The sequence below is a fragment of the Sinorhizobium sp. M4_45 genome (genome assembly GCF_002885915.1).
GTDB classification, from domain to species: Bacteria; Pseudomonadota; Alphaproteobacteria; order Rhizobiales; family Rhizobiaceae; genus Sinorhizobium; species Sinorhizobium meliloti_A.
The window spans coordinates 185,702-201,443 of record NZ_NWVE01000002.1; the positions used below are offsets into that span (position 1 = coordinate 185,702).

Annotated in this window: 16 protein-coding genes; all 16 read left to right on the forward strand. The window is 62.7% G+C overall.

Features of this window, described 5'->3' with window-relative positions:
* The first annotated feature begins 33 nt into the window (after positions 1–33).
* Positions 34–999 carry a flagellin N-terminal helical domain-containing protein gene (locus CN933_RS06540; protein WP_018094234.1) on the forward strand — a complete coding sequence of 322 codons (966 nt, stop codon included), beginning with the start codon at positions 34–36 and terminating at the stop codon, positions 997–999.
* A 354-nt stretch (positions 1,000–1,353) separates the two neighbouring features.
* On the forward strand, positions 1,354–2,001 hold the full coding sequence (locus CN933_RS06545) for a hypothetical protein (protein WP_102761367.1): 648 nt from the start codon (positions 1,354–1,356) through the stop codon (positions 1,999–2,001).
* On the forward strand, positions 1,998–3,176 hold the full coding sequence (locus CN933_RS06550; protein WP_018094236.1) for a flagellar motor protein MotB: 1,179 nt from the start codon (positions 1,998–2,000) through the stop codon (positions 3,174–3,176). Before CN933_RS06545 ends, CN933_RS06550 begins: the two co-directional genes overlap by 4 nt.
* Positions 3,177–3,179: 3 nt before the next feature.
* On the forward strand, positions 3,180–4,499 hold the full coding sequence (motC, locus tag CN933_RS06555) for a chemotaxis protein MotC (protein WP_018094237.1): 1,320 nt from the start codon (positions 3,180–3,182) through the stop codon (positions 4,497–4,499).
* Positions 4,496–5,941: a flagellar hook-length control protein FliK gene (locus tag CN933_RS06560; RefSeq protein WP_102761368.1), complete on the forward strand. Its 1,446-nt coding sequence runs from the start codon at positions 4,496–4,498 to the stop codon at positions 5,939–5,941. The genes motC and CN933_RS06560 overlap by 4 nt, the downstream gene beginning before the upstream one ends.
* Complete coding sequence (locus CN933_RS06565; protein ID WP_033047239.1) at positions 5,880–6,443, forward strand: transglycosylase SLT domain-containing protein; 564 nt, start codon at positions 5,880–5,882, stop codon at positions 6,441–6,443. Before CN933_RS06560 ends, CN933_RS06565 begins: the two co-directional genes overlap by 62 nt.
* A gap of 271 nt (positions 6,444–6,714) precedes the next feature.
* On the forward strand, positions 6,715–7,386 hold the full coding sequence (gene rem, locus CN933_RS06570; protein WP_018094240.1) for a transcriptional activator Rem: 672 nt from the start codon (positions 6,715–6,717) through the stop codon (positions 7,384–7,386).
* Positions 7,387–7,477: 91 nt separating this feature from the next.
* Positions 7,478–8,695: a flagellar hook protein FlgE gene (locus CN933_RS06575; RefSeq protein WP_018094241.1), complete on the forward strand. Its 1,218-nt coding sequence runs from the start codon at positions 7,478–7,480 to the stop codon at positions 8,693–8,695.
* A gap of 85 nt (positions 8,696–8,780) precedes the next feature.
* Complete coding sequence (flgK, locus tag CN933_RS06580; RefSeq protein WP_018094242.1) at positions 8,781–10,199, forward strand: flagellar hook-associated protein FlgK; 1,419 nt, start codon at positions 8,781–8,783, stop codon at positions 10,197–10,199.
* A 2-nt stretch (positions 10,200–10,201) separates the two neighbouring features.
* On the forward strand, positions 10,202–11,242 hold the full coding sequence (locus CN933_RS06585; RefSeq protein ID WP_018094243.1) for a flagellar hook-associated family protein: 1,041 nt from the start codon (positions 10,202–10,204) through the stop codon (positions 11,240–11,242).
* A 37-nt stretch (positions 11,243–11,279) separates the two neighbouring features.
* On the forward strand, positions 11,280–11,627 hold the full coding sequence (flaF, locus tag CN933_RS06590; protein WP_003529863.1) for a flagellar biosynthesis regulator FlaF: 348 nt from the start codon (positions 11,280–11,282) through the stop codon (positions 11,625–11,627).
* Positions 11,624–12,073, forward strand: coding sequence for a flagellar biosynthesis repressor FlbT (flbT, locus tag CN933_RS06595; RefSeq protein WP_003529861.1), 450 nt, complete (start codon positions 11,624–11,626; stop codon positions 12,071–12,073). Before flaF ends, flbT begins: the two co-directional genes overlap by 4 nt.
* Positions 12,064–12,480, forward strand: a complete 417-nt coding sequence (flgD, locus tag CN933_RS06600) for a flagellar hook assembly protein FlgD (protein ID WP_018094244.1) — start codon at positions 12,064–12,066, stop codon at positions 12,478–12,480. Before flbT ends, flgD begins: the two co-directional genes overlap by 10 nt.
* Positions 12,481–12,486: 6 nt before the next feature.
* Positions 12,487–12,753, forward strand: a complete 267-nt coding sequence (gene fliQ / locus CN933_RS06605; protein ID WP_018094245.1) for a flagellar biosynthesis protein FliQ — start codon at positions 12,487–12,489, stop codon at positions 12,751–12,753.
* A 149-nt stretch (positions 12,754–12,902) separates the two neighbouring features.
* Positions 12,903–14,990, forward strand: coding sequence for a flagellar biosynthesis protein FlhA (flhA, locus tag CN933_RS06610; RefSeq protein ID WP_018094246.1), 2,088 nt, complete (start codon positions 12,903–12,905; stop codon positions 14,988–14,990).
* Complete coding sequence (fliR, locus tag CN933_RS06615) at positions 14,987–15,739, forward strand: flagellar biosynthetic protein FliR (RefSeq protein WP_018094247.1); 753 nt, start codon at positions 14,987–14,989, stop codon at positions 15,737–15,739. The genes flhA and fliR overlap by 4 nt, the downstream gene beginning before the upstream one ends.
* The last annotated feature ends 3 nt before the right edge of the window (positions 15,740–15,742 follow it).

Below are 15,742 nucleotides of genomic sequence, written 5' to 3' on the forward strand. Positions count from 1 at the left end.
AACCAGGGCATCACAGCCCCAGGGTGACCACCAATGACCAGCATCATGACCAACCCCGCCGCCATGGCGGCGTTGCAGACATTGCGCGCGATCAACCATAATCTCGAGACCACACAGGGCCGCATCTCCTCCGGCTTTCGCGTGGAAACTGCCGCCGATAATGCCGCCTATTGGTCCATCGCAACCACGATGCGATCGGACAATGCCGCGTTGTCGACGGTCCACGACGCCTTGGGCCTCGGCGCCGCCAAGGTCGATACCTTCTACTCGGCGATGGATACGGTCATCGACGTGATGACCGAGATCAAAGCCAAGCTCGTCGCGGCAAGCGAGCCGGGCGTCGACAGGAATAAGATCAACAAGGAAGTGGCCGAGCTCAAGAGCCAGTTGAACTCGGCCGCGCAGTCCGCCTCCTTCTCCGGCGAGAACTGGCTCTATAACGGTGCTTCAGCAGCGCTGGGCACCAAATCCATCGTCGCCTCCTTCAACCGCAGCGCCGACGGCAGCGTTACGGTGTCGACGCTCAATTACGACACCGCCAAATCCGTCCTGATCGACGTCACCGATCCGGCGCGCGGCATGCTCACCAAGGCGGTCGATGCGGACGCGCTCCAATCCACTCCGAGCGGCACGGCGCGCAACTACTATCTCATCGATGCAGGTGCAGCTCCCGCGGGCGCGACCGAGATCGAGATCGACAACGCAACTACCGGTGCGCAATTGGGCGACATGATCAGCGTCGTCGACGAGCTCATCAGCCAGCTGACCGACTCCGCCGCCACGCTCGGCGCTATCACCAGCCGCATCGAGATGCAGGAAAGCTTCGTCGCCAATCTGATGGATGTGATCGACAAGGGCGTCGGGCGTCTCGTCGATGCCGACATGAACGAGGAATCGACACGGCTGAAGGCGCTGCAGACGCAGCAGCAGCTTGGCATCCAGTCGCTGTCGATCGCGAACACCACCTCCGAGAACATTCTCCGCCTGTTCCAGGAGTAACGACATCGCTTTCCGCCGTGCCGCCGGTCATCGGCATCGGTCGGAGAAAGGTTGGACCGCGCTATTGCCCTGGCGCGGTCCAACACCTTCGCACAAGTTTGACCGGATAGCCTTCCTTCGCAGTCATGTTGGAAATTGCCGGCCGGAAACCACTCCGGCTGCCGCTTGCATCGCGCTTCGCCTTCCGCGAACCGCTGCAGAATCAAGAATGCCGGTCCGTCGCTATTCGGGCGAACGGGCCTAAGGAGACGGTCAAGACGTGTCGGGCTCTATGGATTTCCGGGCCGCAAGCGAGCCTTTGCAGATGCGGCTGGCAATATCGGCCTTCGCCGAGGTGAGCCGGGAGGCGTGCCGATGAGCGCGTCGCTGTCCCGCTATCTCAAGGATTTCAGCCCGCCGAAGATCGAGCTGACGCGGGTAACGCCGAGATATTCTCCGGATCTCGACACCGACCTTTCGCAGAACCGTGCATGGGCGGAGCCGGTCATGCCCGAGATCGATATCGACGCCGAGCGCAGCGAAGCCTTTGCGAAAGGACGTGCCGAGGCCAGTGCCGAACTCGCTCTCGAGCATCAGAAAGAGATCGCCGACCTCAAGGCGCGCCACGCAGAAGAGACCGACGCCCTGAAGCAGCGCCTCGAGGAACAGGCAGCCGCCAGGATCGCCGCCGGTTTCGGCGAAATGGCGGATCGGCTGGCGCTCGCGCTCGGCGACCAGGCGGCGCGCGTCCTCGCTCCGGTCATGGACGAGGCGCTCGCCAAGCGCGCGGTCGAGAACCTGGCCGGCATGGTCCGGCACGGCCTCGCCGCCGGTGAAGGGATCGCGATCACGGTGCGGGGCCCGCTTACGCTTTTCGAGGCGTTGAAGGCCCTGCTGCCCGAAGCGACCGCGTTCCGTCACGTCGAAAGCGATGATGTCGACCTGACCGTCGAAATGGGCGAGGCGATACTGGTGACGCGAATGGCCGCGTGGTCCGATACTGTTCGCAAGGTTCTGGCATGAACGACGAGAGCAACGGCAAGAACGAAATCATCATCGTCCGGCGTTCGGCAGAGAGCCACGACGGCCATCACGGCGGCGGGTGGAAGATCGCCTATGCCGACTTCATGACCGCGATGATGGCCTTCTTCCTCGTCATGTGGCTGATCAACGCCGCGAACGAGGAGACCAAGGCGGCGATCGCCGCCTATTTCAATCCGGTGCAGTTGACCGATCAGAAGCCGGCGGAAAAGGGCCTCAAGGATCCTGCCAAGGATGCGCAGGGCGAACAGACGCAGCAGCGTTCCAAGGTCGACGGCGAACAGGCCAAGTCGGGCGGTTCGGCGAAGACCGGGGATCAGCTGACGGCGACCTCGGGCGAAGAGACCAAATATTCGGATGCCGATTTCTTCGAAAATCCTTACTCGGTCCTGTCCGAGATCGCCCGCGAAGTGGGCCACGAGGCGAATATCAGCGTCAAGGGCGACGGCGGGGCGGCCCAGTCCGGGCCGTCAACCGGCGCCGCCGGGGGCGAAGCCTATCGCGATCCCTTCGACCCGGACTTCTGGACCAAGCAGGTGGAAGTGAAGGACGCCGGCAACACGGCCGAAAGCGACATGGCGTCAGCGGCACTCAGCACCCGCGAAGCCGCCTCCGGGCCGAAAGCGCCGGACAGCGCGGAGGGTGCAAAGGCCGCGGATGCACCCGAGAACCAAGCCCCGGCTGAAAATCCGCAGAAGGAAGCCGAAGCCCTGAAGGCCGAAATCGAAAAGGAACTCGGGGGCGATGCCGGGCGGCTTCTCGAAAGCCTCGCCGTAACCCCGGCCGAGGGCGGCCTGCTGGTGACGATCAGCGAGCAGACGGATACGCCGATGTTCGCGGTCGGGTCCGCCGTGCCGCAAAAGGAACTGGTGCTCGCGATGGAAAAGATCGGCAGGCTGCTTGCCGAGCGCCCGGGCGCTGTGGCCGTTCGCGGCCATACCGACGGGCGGCCGTTCAAGGATGGCACCTACGACAATTGGCGCCTTTCGGCGGCACGTGCCCAGAGCGCCTATTACATGCTGGTGCGCGGCGGCCTGAAGGAGGAGCGCGTGAAGCAGATCAGCGGCTTTGCCGACCGCCGGCTCCAGGTGCCGAACGATCCCTATGCGCCTGCGAACCGGCGGATCGAAATCCTGCTGCAGTCGGGCCAGGGCTGAGAAATGCTGAAGCGGCTCTGCACCATTCTTGCGGCATCGGCCCTTGCCGCTCCCCTCGCGCTTGGCCCTGCCCGCGCGAGCGGGAAGGAGGAGCTCACGCCTTACAAGATGATAAGGTCGCTGCAATATGTGCAGGATTCGGTGGTGCTCGGCGACCATTCGGCGATCGAGATGCAACGCTTCATGCTCGGCGCGATCGACGAGCGGCTGAGGGCCGCCGATCCTTCGGCGTTTCGCGATCCGCGCAATGTCGACGCGGCTCTCGTCTATGTCATGAGCGGCGGCAATCCGGCGACGCTCGACCTTCTGGCCGACCGCGACATCGAGGGCAATTTCGACTCGCGGGTGACCGAGGCGCTCAGGCACTATCTGAACGGCAAGGGCCCTCTGATCGTCGAGAATCTCACCAAGGCCGCCCCGGAATACAAGAATTCACGCATCGGTCCGTATCTGTTCCTGATCCTTGGCAACGCCATGTCGCAGCAGGATCCGGTCGAGGCGATGAAACATTACGATTGGGCGCGCCTGACGGCACCGGGCACCATCATCGAGGAGGCTGCCCTTCGCCGTTCGGTCTCGCTGGCGGCGCGGGCCGGCCTTCCGGAGAAGGGCTTTCGCTATGCGCTGAACTACGCGCGGCGCTACCTGACCTCACCCTATGCGAGCCAGTTTGCCGATGTCTTCGTCGAGCTGGCGGTCGCCCATTTCGACGAGGCGGCCGATGGGCGCGTCTCGGAGATACTCTCCTTCATGGACAGCGCGCGCCAGCGCGAGGTCTATCTGCGGGTGGCGCGCCGCGCCGCGATTGCCGGCAACCAGGCCCTGGCGCGGCTGGCCTCCAGGCGCGCCGAGGAACTGGCAGGGGATGACAGTTCCCGATCGCAGGTGCTTGCGAGTTTCTACGAGGGGCTGGCTGCCGTGCCTTCCGCCGATGTCTTTTCGGCCGCCGAAGCCCTCGAAGCGATCCCCGACGAAAAGCTGTCCCCGCGCGACCGCGCCCTGCGCGAGGCGGCCAAGGCCGTTGCCGATGCGGTGGTCCGGCCACCATTGGGAGAAAGCCCGGCGCAAGCACCCGGGCCTATAGCGGAAAGACCGGCCGGGGAGCAAAGCGAGCTGGTTGCGGAGGAAAGCGGAAGCGGCATGAGTCCCTTCGGGCAGCCTTTCGAGGGGTCGTCCGACAGGCCAACCGAGACGCCGTCCGAGGCCGGGACGGCCGAAGCCGATATCGCCGCTCCAGGCGATCCGGTGCTCGAAGGCTTTCTAGCCAGCGGTCGTTCGAAGATCGACGAGATCGATGCGCTGCTGAAGGGGGAAGGACAATGAGGCCTCTTGACGAGAGTTTGCGGGCGCCCGCCGCCAACAGGCCGGCACAGTCGCTGAGTGTTCGGGGTCAGCCAGAGGCCGAACCGGGGGCCTTTGGCGAGGCGATCGCCGATGCAGGCCGCCGCAGGACGCAGGGGCAAGGCGGCCAGGCATCTGCCGATGATGCGCGACGGGACCCCGTCGCGAACGGCGGCAACGCCTCGGCTGTGACGAAGGTCGACGGCTTTGGCGCGGATGATCCGGCATTCGTGGCGGATGCTGCGGCGCCCGACGCTGGGCCCGCCTCCGAGCGCGCGATCATGACACCGGGCCAGGCGACGAAATCATCGCAGCACGGCCACCCTGCCGGCACGCCGCATCTGTCGCGGGAACGTGAAGGTGGCCAAGAGGAAATCGACCAGCCGGCGGAGCGGGCGGTGATCCGCTCGCGTGGATCGGTGCAGACCTCGCGCGAGACCGTTGACGAAGCGTCGGTCGTAATGGCGAGGGAAGGCGGGGAGAACGGCGACCCTGCCAGCGGAACCGTCTCCGATCTCCTGTCGATGCTCGCCGGCGCCGCACCGGCGGCGGCCGCGGCTTCGCATCCGGAAGGCAGGCCAAAGCCCGCCTCGGCGGTTCGCGAAGGCTCCGACGGTCTGGCAAAGACTGTGGGCGGCATATCGCCGGAAGCGGCGGACGGCGAGCATCCGCAGATCGGGGAGATGAACGGCGACAGCGAGCCGGATCGGCTTTTCCGCTTCGCCCGTGCCGACGGCAAGGGGCAGGCCGTTTCGATGAGCATTTCGCGGGATGGCGAGCGGGCAGCCGTGGAGAACAGCCGATCGTCGGTCAAATCCGGAGTGGAGACCGTGACCGTTCTGGAGGCGCGCCGCTATCTCGGCCTTGCGCTCAACGAGAACGCCGCGTCGGTGACGAGCGCGATCGCGGGCGATAGCGGATGGGCCGAGGCATTGCAATCGAGCGCCGCGACGACGAAGCCCGAAGCCTGGAGCCAGGCCGGCAAGACGCTCAATACGCTGAAGATCCAGATGCACCCGGTCGACCTCGGCATGGTGACGGCGACGCTGAGACTGAAGGACGACGAGCTGCAGGTCGATCTGAAGGTCGAAACCGGTGAGGCCTTCCGCCAGCTCAGCGACGACCAGAGCGAATTGGTGAAGGCCCTGCGGGCGCAAGGATTTGCGGTCGACCAGGTGAACATCGTCTTCAACGGCGGCGGAGATTCCGCAAATGGCGGCGGTGGCCAGTCCCAGTCTCAGTCTCAGTCTCAGGCTCAGTCACAGCTCGGCTACGAGGGCCGTGAGCGGGCAGGTGATGATGGCCAGGGGCGTCAGCCGCGGGATGGCGGCCGGGCGGCGGCGGAAAGGTGGGCGGGCAATGATGCTACGGACGATATGGTTGACGGTGCCGAGCGTTCTCGCTCTGGCCACGTCTACATGTAGCGCCCTTGCGAGCGCAGGCGTCTGCGAACGCGAGATCGCGTCCGCGGCCTCCAAATACGGCGTGCCGACCGGGATATTATATTCCGTCGGATTGACCGAGACGGGCCGCAAAGGGTCCCTACAGCCCTATGCGATGAACATCGAAGGCAAGGCCTATTTCGGGGCAAGCGTCCAGGATGTTCTCACACGTTTCGGCGCGGCGCGTGCCGAGGGCGCCAAGCTCATCGATCTCGGCTGCATGCAGATCAACTACCACTTTCACGGCGAGCATTTCAGCTCTCCCGAGGAGATGCTCGATCCGCGCAGGAATGTCGAATATGCCGCCCGCTTCCTGTCCAATCTGCGCGCCCGGCACGAGAGTTGGACGATGGCGGTCGCTCGCTATCACGCCGGTCCCAACAACGACCCGGCGCAGAAAAAATACGTCTGCCGCGTCATCGCAAACCTGGTCGCGACCGGCTATGGCAAGTGGACCCCGAACGCGCAGCAGTTTTGCCGATAGCCGACTTACGGTTGCATTGCCGCAACCGCCGCCTCATTGTGGCGACAATGCGGACAGATTGTGATCGCAAGCGATTTCAGCATATCGCGTTAACTTTTCAACATCATGTTAGTGGTAAGGTTAACGATCACCTACTAGATATAGGCCAAATCGGCACGGAATTCTTAATCAACTATTAAAATCCCCCATTAACTTCCTCTAGTTGTTCGCGACTCCCGGGATTCGTACCTCTGTCTCAATGTGGCATCCATACTGATTCGGAGGCGGGCGAATGATCGTGGTGGTTGATGATAGAGCTCTTGTGAAGGACGGCTACGCGTCCCTGTTCGGCCGCGAGGGCATTCCCTCGACGGGCTTCGATCCGAGGGAGTTCGGCGAGTGGGTAAGCTCCGCCGCCGATTCCGATATCGACGCCGTCGAAGCCTTCCTGATCGGGCAGGGGGAGAGCACATTGACCCTGCCGCGCGTGATCCGGGATCGCTCCCGTGCGCCGGTCATCGCCATGAGCGACACGCCGTCGCTGGAAAACACGCTTGCGCTCTTCGACTGCGGCGTCGACGACGTGGTCCGCAAGCCGGTGCATCCGAGGGAAATCCTCGCACGCGTCGCAGCGATCCGCCGGCGTTTGACGGCCATCGCCAACTTCACGGATATCGGCCCCATCCGCGTTTTCGCCGACGGGCGCGATCCGGAGATCAATGGCGAAGTCTTCGCGCTTCCCCGTCGCGAACGGCGCATTCTCGAATATCTCGTCGCCAACCGCGGGCGCCGGGTATCCAAATCGCAGATATTCAACGCGATTTACGGCATCTTCGACGAGGACGTCGAAGAGAATGTCGTCGAAAGCCACATCAGCAAGCTGCGCAAGAAACTGCGCAAGAAGCTCGGCTTCGACCCGATCGATTCGAAGCGTTTCCTTGGCTACTGCATCGACTGGAATTGAGCGCAGAAACGGCAGGGCGAGAACAGCTCAAGACAGGTTCACGCAAGGCCCGGTCTCTAGTGTCGCCGCAACAAGGAAATGAGGATCCGATATGAGTCTCTACGGTACCATGAGAACGGGCGTGTCCGGCATGAACGCCCAGTCCAACCGGCTCAGCACAGTCGCCGAGAACATCGCGAATGCCAACACGACCGGCTACAAGCGCGCATCGACGGAATTCTCATCGATGATCCTGCCGTCGGGCAACGGATCCTATAATTCAGGCGGCGTACGGACGGAGGTGCGCTACAGCATCTCGCAGCAGGGCGCGACGACCTTCACCACCTCGGCCAGCGACCTGGCGATCGACGGCGGCGGCTTCTTCATCGTCGAAGGCGCCAACGGCCAGGAATATCTGACCCGCGCCGGCTCCTTCGTTCCGGACAGTCAAGGCAATCTGGTCAATGCCGCCGGCTTCACGCTGATGGGCTACGAATACGAGGCCGGCGTCGACCCGACCGTCGTCGTCAACGGATTCGATGGCCTGACCAAGGTCAATCTCGCTTCGGATGGGCTCATCGCGGCCGGTTCGACCAAGGGTTCCATGGGCGCGAACCTGCCCTCGGGCGCGGCAAACGGGGATGTCTCCACCACCTCGCTCGTCGTCTATGACAGCCAGGGCAATACGCGAATTCTGGATTTCAACTACACGAAAACCGACGATAATGAGTGGACATTGAATATAGTCGATCGCGTAAGCAATGAACCGCTTACGGTGCCACCGGCAACACTTGTTTTCGACGCAGCAGGCGCTCTGACAACCGCGGCGACGGTTACTCTCGATGGCTCGCTTATCAGCCCGATCGACGGCACCGGTGCAGTGCTCAATGACATAACAATCGATTTCTCCAAAACCACCCAGCTCGGCTACGCCTTCAGTGCCGACGGGGGCGACATCGACGGCAACGCGCCGAGCAAGGTCGCCGGCTACCAGATCGACTCCGACGGCATCGTCTATGTCAAATACGAGAACGGCAAGCTCGATCCGCGCTATCGCATCGCGCTCGCCAATGTCCAGAGCCCGGACAAGCTGAGGCCGGAATCCGGTAACGTCTATTCGCAGGGCGTCGACTCCGGCGTCATCATCACCGGCTTCGCCGGCTCGGGCGATTTCGGCGAGATCCTCTCCGGCGCGCTCGAAAGCTCGAATGTCGACATCGCCGAGGAACTGACGGCGATGATCGAGTCGCAGCGCAACTACACGGCAAACTCCAAGGTCTTCCAGACCGGTTCGGAACTGCTCGAAGTTCTCGTCAATCTGAAGCGGTAATTCCAACTTCGAAACTACGCACTTCCGGACGTAAGGCCCATTACGGGCTCTTCCCGGGAGTGCACTGAGAAAAACGGTCCCCGGCATGTCGCTGTCTTCTGCAATCGCCATCGCGCAATCCGCGTTCAGCACCACGGCGCAACAAACCGCCACGGTCTCGAAGAACATCGCCAATTCCGGCAATGCGGACTACTCGCGCCGCATGGCGATGCTCGGGACCACCCCGGGCGGCGCCCAGATCGTTTCGATCTATCGGGCGCAGAACGAGGCGCTCCTCAAGCAGAACCTGATCGGCATCTCGCAGTCCTCCGCGCAGAGCAGTCTCCTGTCCGGGCTGGAGATCATGAAATCGGCGCTCGGCGGCAACGACTACGAGTCGTCGCCCTCCACCTATCTCTCGGCCTTCCGCAACAGCCTGCAGACTTTCGCGTCGACGCCCGGCAATGCGACGATCGCCGCCACGGTGGTGTCGGATGCATCGGACCTTGCCAACTCGATCAGCAAGACGTCGGCAGCCGTTCAGGACCTTCGTCTCGACTCGGACAAGAAAATCGCCGAGGAGGTCGCCAATCTGAACCGCCTTCTCGCGCAGTTCGAGACGGCGAACAACGCCGTCAAGCAGGCGACCGCTGCAGGCACAGACGCGACCGCTGCGCTCGACGATCGCGACAGGACCCTGAAGCAGATATCGGACCTTGTCGGCATTTCCACCGTCACGCGGGCGAACAACGATACCGTCATCTACACCTCGGGCGGCACCGTTCTCTTCGAGACGCTTCCGAGAGAGGTCACGTTTGCGCCGAAGAGTGCTTACGATGCCACTGTCACCGGCAACGGCATATTCATCGACGGCGTGCCGCTCGCTGCCGGCAGCGGCGCTGATACCAGTGCCCAGGGCAAGCTTGCGGGCCTGCTTCAGCTGCGCGACGACATCGCTCCGAAGTTTCAAGCGCAGCTCGACGAGATGGCGCGCGGCCTCGTCACGCTGTTCCAGGAAGGCGGCTTGCCGGGGCTCTTCACCTGGTCGGGCGGAAGCGTACCGGTTGCGGGCGCCGTCCAGCCGGGGATCGCCGCGAGCCTTTCGGTCAATCCCGCAGCGAAGGCCAATCCCTTCCTCCTGCGCGACGGCGGCTTCAACGGGGTCGTTTCGAACGCGGATGGCAATGCCGGTTTTACGGACCTGCTCGACGGATTCATCACCGCTCTGGACGGCGACATGGCGTTCGATGGTGCGACCGGGCTCGACGCCACGAGCTCGATCATGGAATTCGCCGCGTCTTCCGTCGGCTGGTTCGAGCAGATACGCAGCGGCGCCGCCACGGCCGATGACAACAAGGCGGCGCTGCTGGCGCGCACGCAGGAGGCGCTCGGCAGCGTGACCGGGGTGAGCATCGACGAGGAACTGTCGCTGCTTCTCGATCTGGAACAGTCCTACAAGGCCTCGGCCAAGTTGATCAGCACCGTCGACGCCATGATGGCGTCGCTTCTCGAAGCCGTGAGGTAATCATGAAGACGTCCTTCGTTTCGAACCTGGCCGTTCAGAACGCCATGCGGCTGACCATCCAACAGGGGCAGGCGGAACTTCTGAAGCTGCAGACCGAGGTGACGACCGGGCGCCATGCGGATGTGGGGCTGGCGCTCGGTTCCTCGGCGGCGCGCTCGGTAAGCCTGCAGCGCGAGCTGGCGCGGCTCGATACGCTCGTCGATACCAATTCCGTCGTCACCCAGCGGCTTGCCGCTTCGCAATCCGCTCTCGCCACGATGGCCGAAGCGGCGCAGCAGGTGCGCAACACCCTCGTCACCTTCAAGGGCAATGATGCCGCCGATCAGCTCGCGATCCAGAAGACCGAAATACAGAGTGCCATGTCGGCCTTCTCTTCGGCGGCGAACCTGTCCTTCAACGGCGAATTTCTCTTTGCCGGCATCAACACCGACGTGAGGCCCTTCGAGGATTATGGCGCTGCGGCGAAGTCGACCTTCGACACCGCGCTCGCCACCTACATGTCGGCGAAGGGCATTGCTTCCATGCGCGATTTCACGAAGGCCGATATGGAGGACTTCATCACCAACACGCTCGAACCGCTTTATGCAGGTTCGCAATGGGCCACGGATTGGTCCAAGGCCTCGAGCCAGAACATGACGAGCCGCATCAGCACGACGGAAGTGGTGCAGAGCTCCACGAATGCGACGACGGAAGGCTTCCGGAAATTCGCTCTCGCCAGCGTCATCGCCCTGGAACTGATGGACGAAAATGTCAGCTCCGAAGTCCGGGCCTATATCGGTGAGACCGCGCTCGGCTATGTCGAGCAGGCCAATACGCAGATCACGGCGGAGCGCAGCACTCTCGGTATTTCCGAAGCGCGCGTGAAAAAGGCGAATACCTCCCTCCAGGCCCAGATCAAGCTGATCAACACACATATTACCGATCTCGAAGGCGTCGACACCTACGCGGCTTCGACGCGGATGAACACGCTGCTGACGCAGGTAGAGACCTCCTACACACTGACGGCGCGGATCCAGCGGTTGAGTTTGATAGACTTCCTCTAATGACTAGAGGATGCGGACAAGCATGAGGGATGTCTGAATGTATCAGTTTGCATACGCCGAGATCATGGAGGAAGGCGTAGCCGTTTCCAAGGATCGGGAGAAGCAGGTTCTCGATCGTTCCATCGCGCTCCTGCAGGCGGCGAAGGAAAAGGACGGATACACCCGGGAGGCCATCGAAGCGGTCTACTTCACCCGGCGTCTCTGGATCCGTTTCATCGAAGATCTGCGCGCGCCGGACAATCAGCTCAACGAAGAGCTGCGCGCCAACCTCATTTCGATCGGAATCTGGATTCTGAACGAGACGGAGAAGATCCGCAAACGCGAGTCTTCCAATTTCCAGGGCATAATCGACATAACCACCATCATCAGGGATGGACTGAAATGAAGAGCACACTGCGTATTTCGCTGAAATCGGGCGAAAGGATCTTTGTAAACGGCGCAGTGCTGCGCGTCGACCGCAAGGTCGCGATCGAATTCCTGAACGACGTGACCTTCCTGCTGGAAAACCACGTCCTGCAGCCCGAAGACGCGACGACACCGCTGCGGCAGCTCTATTTCATCGCCCAGATGATCCTGATCAATCCGGAAGGCGCGGACCAGTCGACCGCGATGTTCCGCAAGTCGATCGTCATGCTGCTCAACTGCTTCAAGCACGACGAGGTGCTGGCCGAGCTGAAGCGAATCGACGGGCTGGTCACGCAGGGTCGGGCCTTCGAGGCGCTGAAGGCGATCCGGGGGCTTTATCCGATCGAGGACCAGATCCTCAACGCGCAGGAACTGACGCCTGCGACGGTGGAACAGATACGCAAGGAGATTGCGCCATGGCGGTGAGCGGCGTCAACAACACGTCCAACAGCTACACGCCAACGGTTTCGGCCACGGAATCGGCGGGCGACGCCAGCGCGGCGACGCTCAACTACGAGAGCTTCCTCAAGCTGCTCGTGGCGCAGATGAAGAACCAGGATCCGACGCAGCCGATGGACGCGACGCAGCAGATCGCGCAGCTTGCGACCTTCTCGCAGGTGGAGCAGACGATCAAGACCAACAAGAACCTCGAAAGCCTGCTGCAGCGCACCGCGCTCAGCGAAGCGGACGCGGTGATCGGCAGGACGGTCACCAGCGCGGACGGCAAGACCACTGGCGTCGTCAAGGAGGTGAAACTATACTCCGATGGAATCATCGCGGTGCTCGATACGGGCAAGGAGCTCGTTATCGGTCCGGGCGTCATAATGAAGTGAGTTCCCATGAATGAGGCAGATGCCCTCGACATCGTACAGGCGGCGATCTGGACAGTGATCGTGGCCTCGGGTCCTGCCGTTCTCGCCGCAATGGTGGTCGGCGTCGGCATCGCCTTCCTCCAGGCCCTGACCCAGGTTCAGGAGATGACGCTGACATTCGTGCCGAAGATCCTCGCGGTGATGGTCACCGCCGCCATCTCCGCGCCCTTCGTCGGCGCGCAGATTTCGATCTTCACAGATATCGTGTTCTCGCGAATACAGAGCGGGTTTTAGCGCGGGGAGCGGCGAAATACCCCGCTCTGCCCTGCCGGGCATTTCCCCCGCATACCACCTTCGCGCAAGCTTGGCCCTCTAGGACTCTGCCATACCCTTGGGCAGATCTTACGATCGCTGCCCGCCTCTCATGAAGAGACGGAAGAGACATGGCACAACAGGCGACGCTGACAATCCCGAAACTTGCACCCAAGAGCCGGGACATCGGCTTTGCGCTCGGGATCGTGATGATCCTGTCGATCCTGTTCCTGCCCATTCCCCCCTTCCTGATCGATCTCGGGCTTGCCTTCTCCATCTCGTTCTCGGTGCTGATCCTGATGGTCGCACTCTGGATCCAGCGGCCGCTCGATTTCTCGTCTTTCCCGACGATTCTGCTGATCTCGACCATGATCCGTCTGGCGCTGAACATCGCCACCACGCGCGTCATCCTTTCCCACGGGCATGAGGGCCATGGCGCCGCCGGCGGGGTCATCTCCGGTTTCGCCAGCCTCGTCATGTCCGGGGACTTCGTGATCGGTCTCATCGTCTTCCTCATCCTGATCACGGTGAACTTCATCGTCATCACCAAGGGTGCCACGCGTATCGCCGAGGTCGGCGCCCGCTTCACCCTCGATGCGATTCCCGGCAAGCAGATGTCGATCGATGCCGACCTCTCGGCCGGCCTGATCGACGAGAAGGAAGCGCAGCGCCGCCGCCGCGAGCTGGAGGAGGAGAGCTCCTTCTTCGGCGCCATGGACGGTGCATCCAAGTTCGTGCGCGGCGATGCGATCGCCGGCCTGATCATCACCGCGATCAACGTCTTCGGCGGCATCATTATCGGCTACCTGCGCCATGACATGGAGGTCGGCGAAGCGGCCGACGTATTCGTCAAGCTTTCCGTCGGCGACGGTCTCGTCTCCCAGATCCCGGCACTGATCGTTTCGCTCGCCGCCGGCCTGCTCGTCTCGCGCGGCGGCACCGCCGGTTCCACCGACCAGGCGGTCGTCGGACAGCTCAGCGGTTATCCCCGGGCGCTGATGGTCGCCTCCGGGCTGATCGTCCTGCTCTCCGTCACGCCCGGCCTGCCTTTCCTCCCCTTCGCGGCGCTTGGCGGCGGCATGGCTTTCCTCAGCTGGTTCATTCCGAAGCAGATCGAGGCCGAGAAGGCGGCAAAGCGGGACGAGGAGGCGGCGAAGGCGCAGCAGAGCAAGGAAAGCGACAAGGATTCGGTCAAATCGGTGCTGAAGACCGCGGAGATCGAGCTGCTGCTCGGCAAGCAGGTCTCCACCAGGCTGCTGGGCGCCCACCAGGAGCTTGCCTTCCGCGTCGGCAAGATGCGCCGGAAGTTCGCCCTCCAATACGGCCTCGTCGTTCCGGAGATCAAGGTGTCCGACGACATCACCATTCCCGACAAGGCCTATCATGTCCGCATCCACGGCACCACGATCGCCTCAAACACGGTCCGCGTGGGCGAAGTGCTGGTGGTTACCGGCGGCGGGCGGCGGCCGAGCGTGCCCGGCGACGACATACGGGAACCGGCTTTCGGCATGCCGGCGGTATCGATCCTCGAGACGTTCACGGAAGACCTGAAGCGCGAGGGCTTCCACCCGATCGACAACGTGTCGGTGGTGCTGACGCATTTGAGCGAAGTGATCCGCAACAACCTGCCGCAGCTTCTCTCCTACAAGGACGTGAAGGTGCTGATCGAACGGCTCGATCCGGAATACCGCAAGCTCGCGGACGAGATTTGTACCTCGCACATGTCCTATTCCGGCCTGCAGGCGGTGTTGAAACTGCTGCTCGCCGAACGCGTCTCGATCCGCAATCTGCATCTGATTCTCGAAGCCGTGGCGGAGCTGGCCCCGCACGTGCGCAAGACCGAGCAGATCGTCGAACACGTGCGGGTGCGCATGTCGCAGCAGCTCTGCGGCGACCTCGCCGACAACGGCGTGCTGCGCGTGCTGAGGCTCGGCAACAAGTGGGACATGGTCTTCCACCAGGCGCTGAAGCGCGACGCCAAGGGTGAGATCGTCGAGTTCGATATCGATCCGCGCCATCTCGAGGAATTCAGCGAGCAGGCGACGAAGGTAATCCGTGAACATCTCGATCGCGGCATGCCCTTCGTACTGGTAAGTTCGCCCGAATCCCGGTCTTATGTGCGCATGATCATCGAACGCCTCTTCGCCACATTGCCCGTGCTCTCGCATGTCGAGCTCGCCAAGGGACTCGAGATCAAGATCATCGGCTCGATTTCATGATCACCGACCCCGAGGGCACGGTCCTGGCGCTGTTTGCGGCCTTCTGCCGGATCGGGGGCTGCGTCATGATCATGCCGGGATTCTCGACGGCGCGCGTCCCCATGCAGATACGGCTGTTCATCGCGGTGGCGCTCTCCATGGCCATCCTGCCGATCATGTGGACGGATATCTATCCGCAGGTGACGGGCAAAGGTCACAATTATCTCTATCTCGTCGCGACCGAGACCGCCATTGGCGCCGTGATCGGGCTCGTCGCGCGCTATTATGTGCTCGGGCTGCAGTTTGCCGGCACCGCAATGACCATGCTGATGGGGTTCAGCCCGCCGCCGACGTCGGATGTGCTGGAGGATACGGCGGAGAACCAGCTCACCAGCATGATCGGTTTTGCCGGGCTGATGATTCTCTTCATGCTGGATTTCCACCACGTGATTTTCGAGGCGATCGCGCAGTCCTACCGGGTGATGCCGATCGGCGCCGGCTTCGATCCGCAGGGTACGCTGATCACGCTCACCAATTCGCTCGGTCAGACCTTCATGATCATGCTCCGGCTCGCCAGCCCCTTCGTGATCTACGGCCTGCTGTTCAACGTGGCGATCGGCATGGTCAACAAGCTGGCGCCGCAGATCCCGGTCTACTTCATTTCCCAGCCCTACCTCATCATGGGCGGCCTGTTCCTTCTCTATCTCGGCATCGCCGCGATGCTGCGTCTGTTCGCCGACGGCTTCGCGCCCGTCATGCAGGGTGGCTAGCTC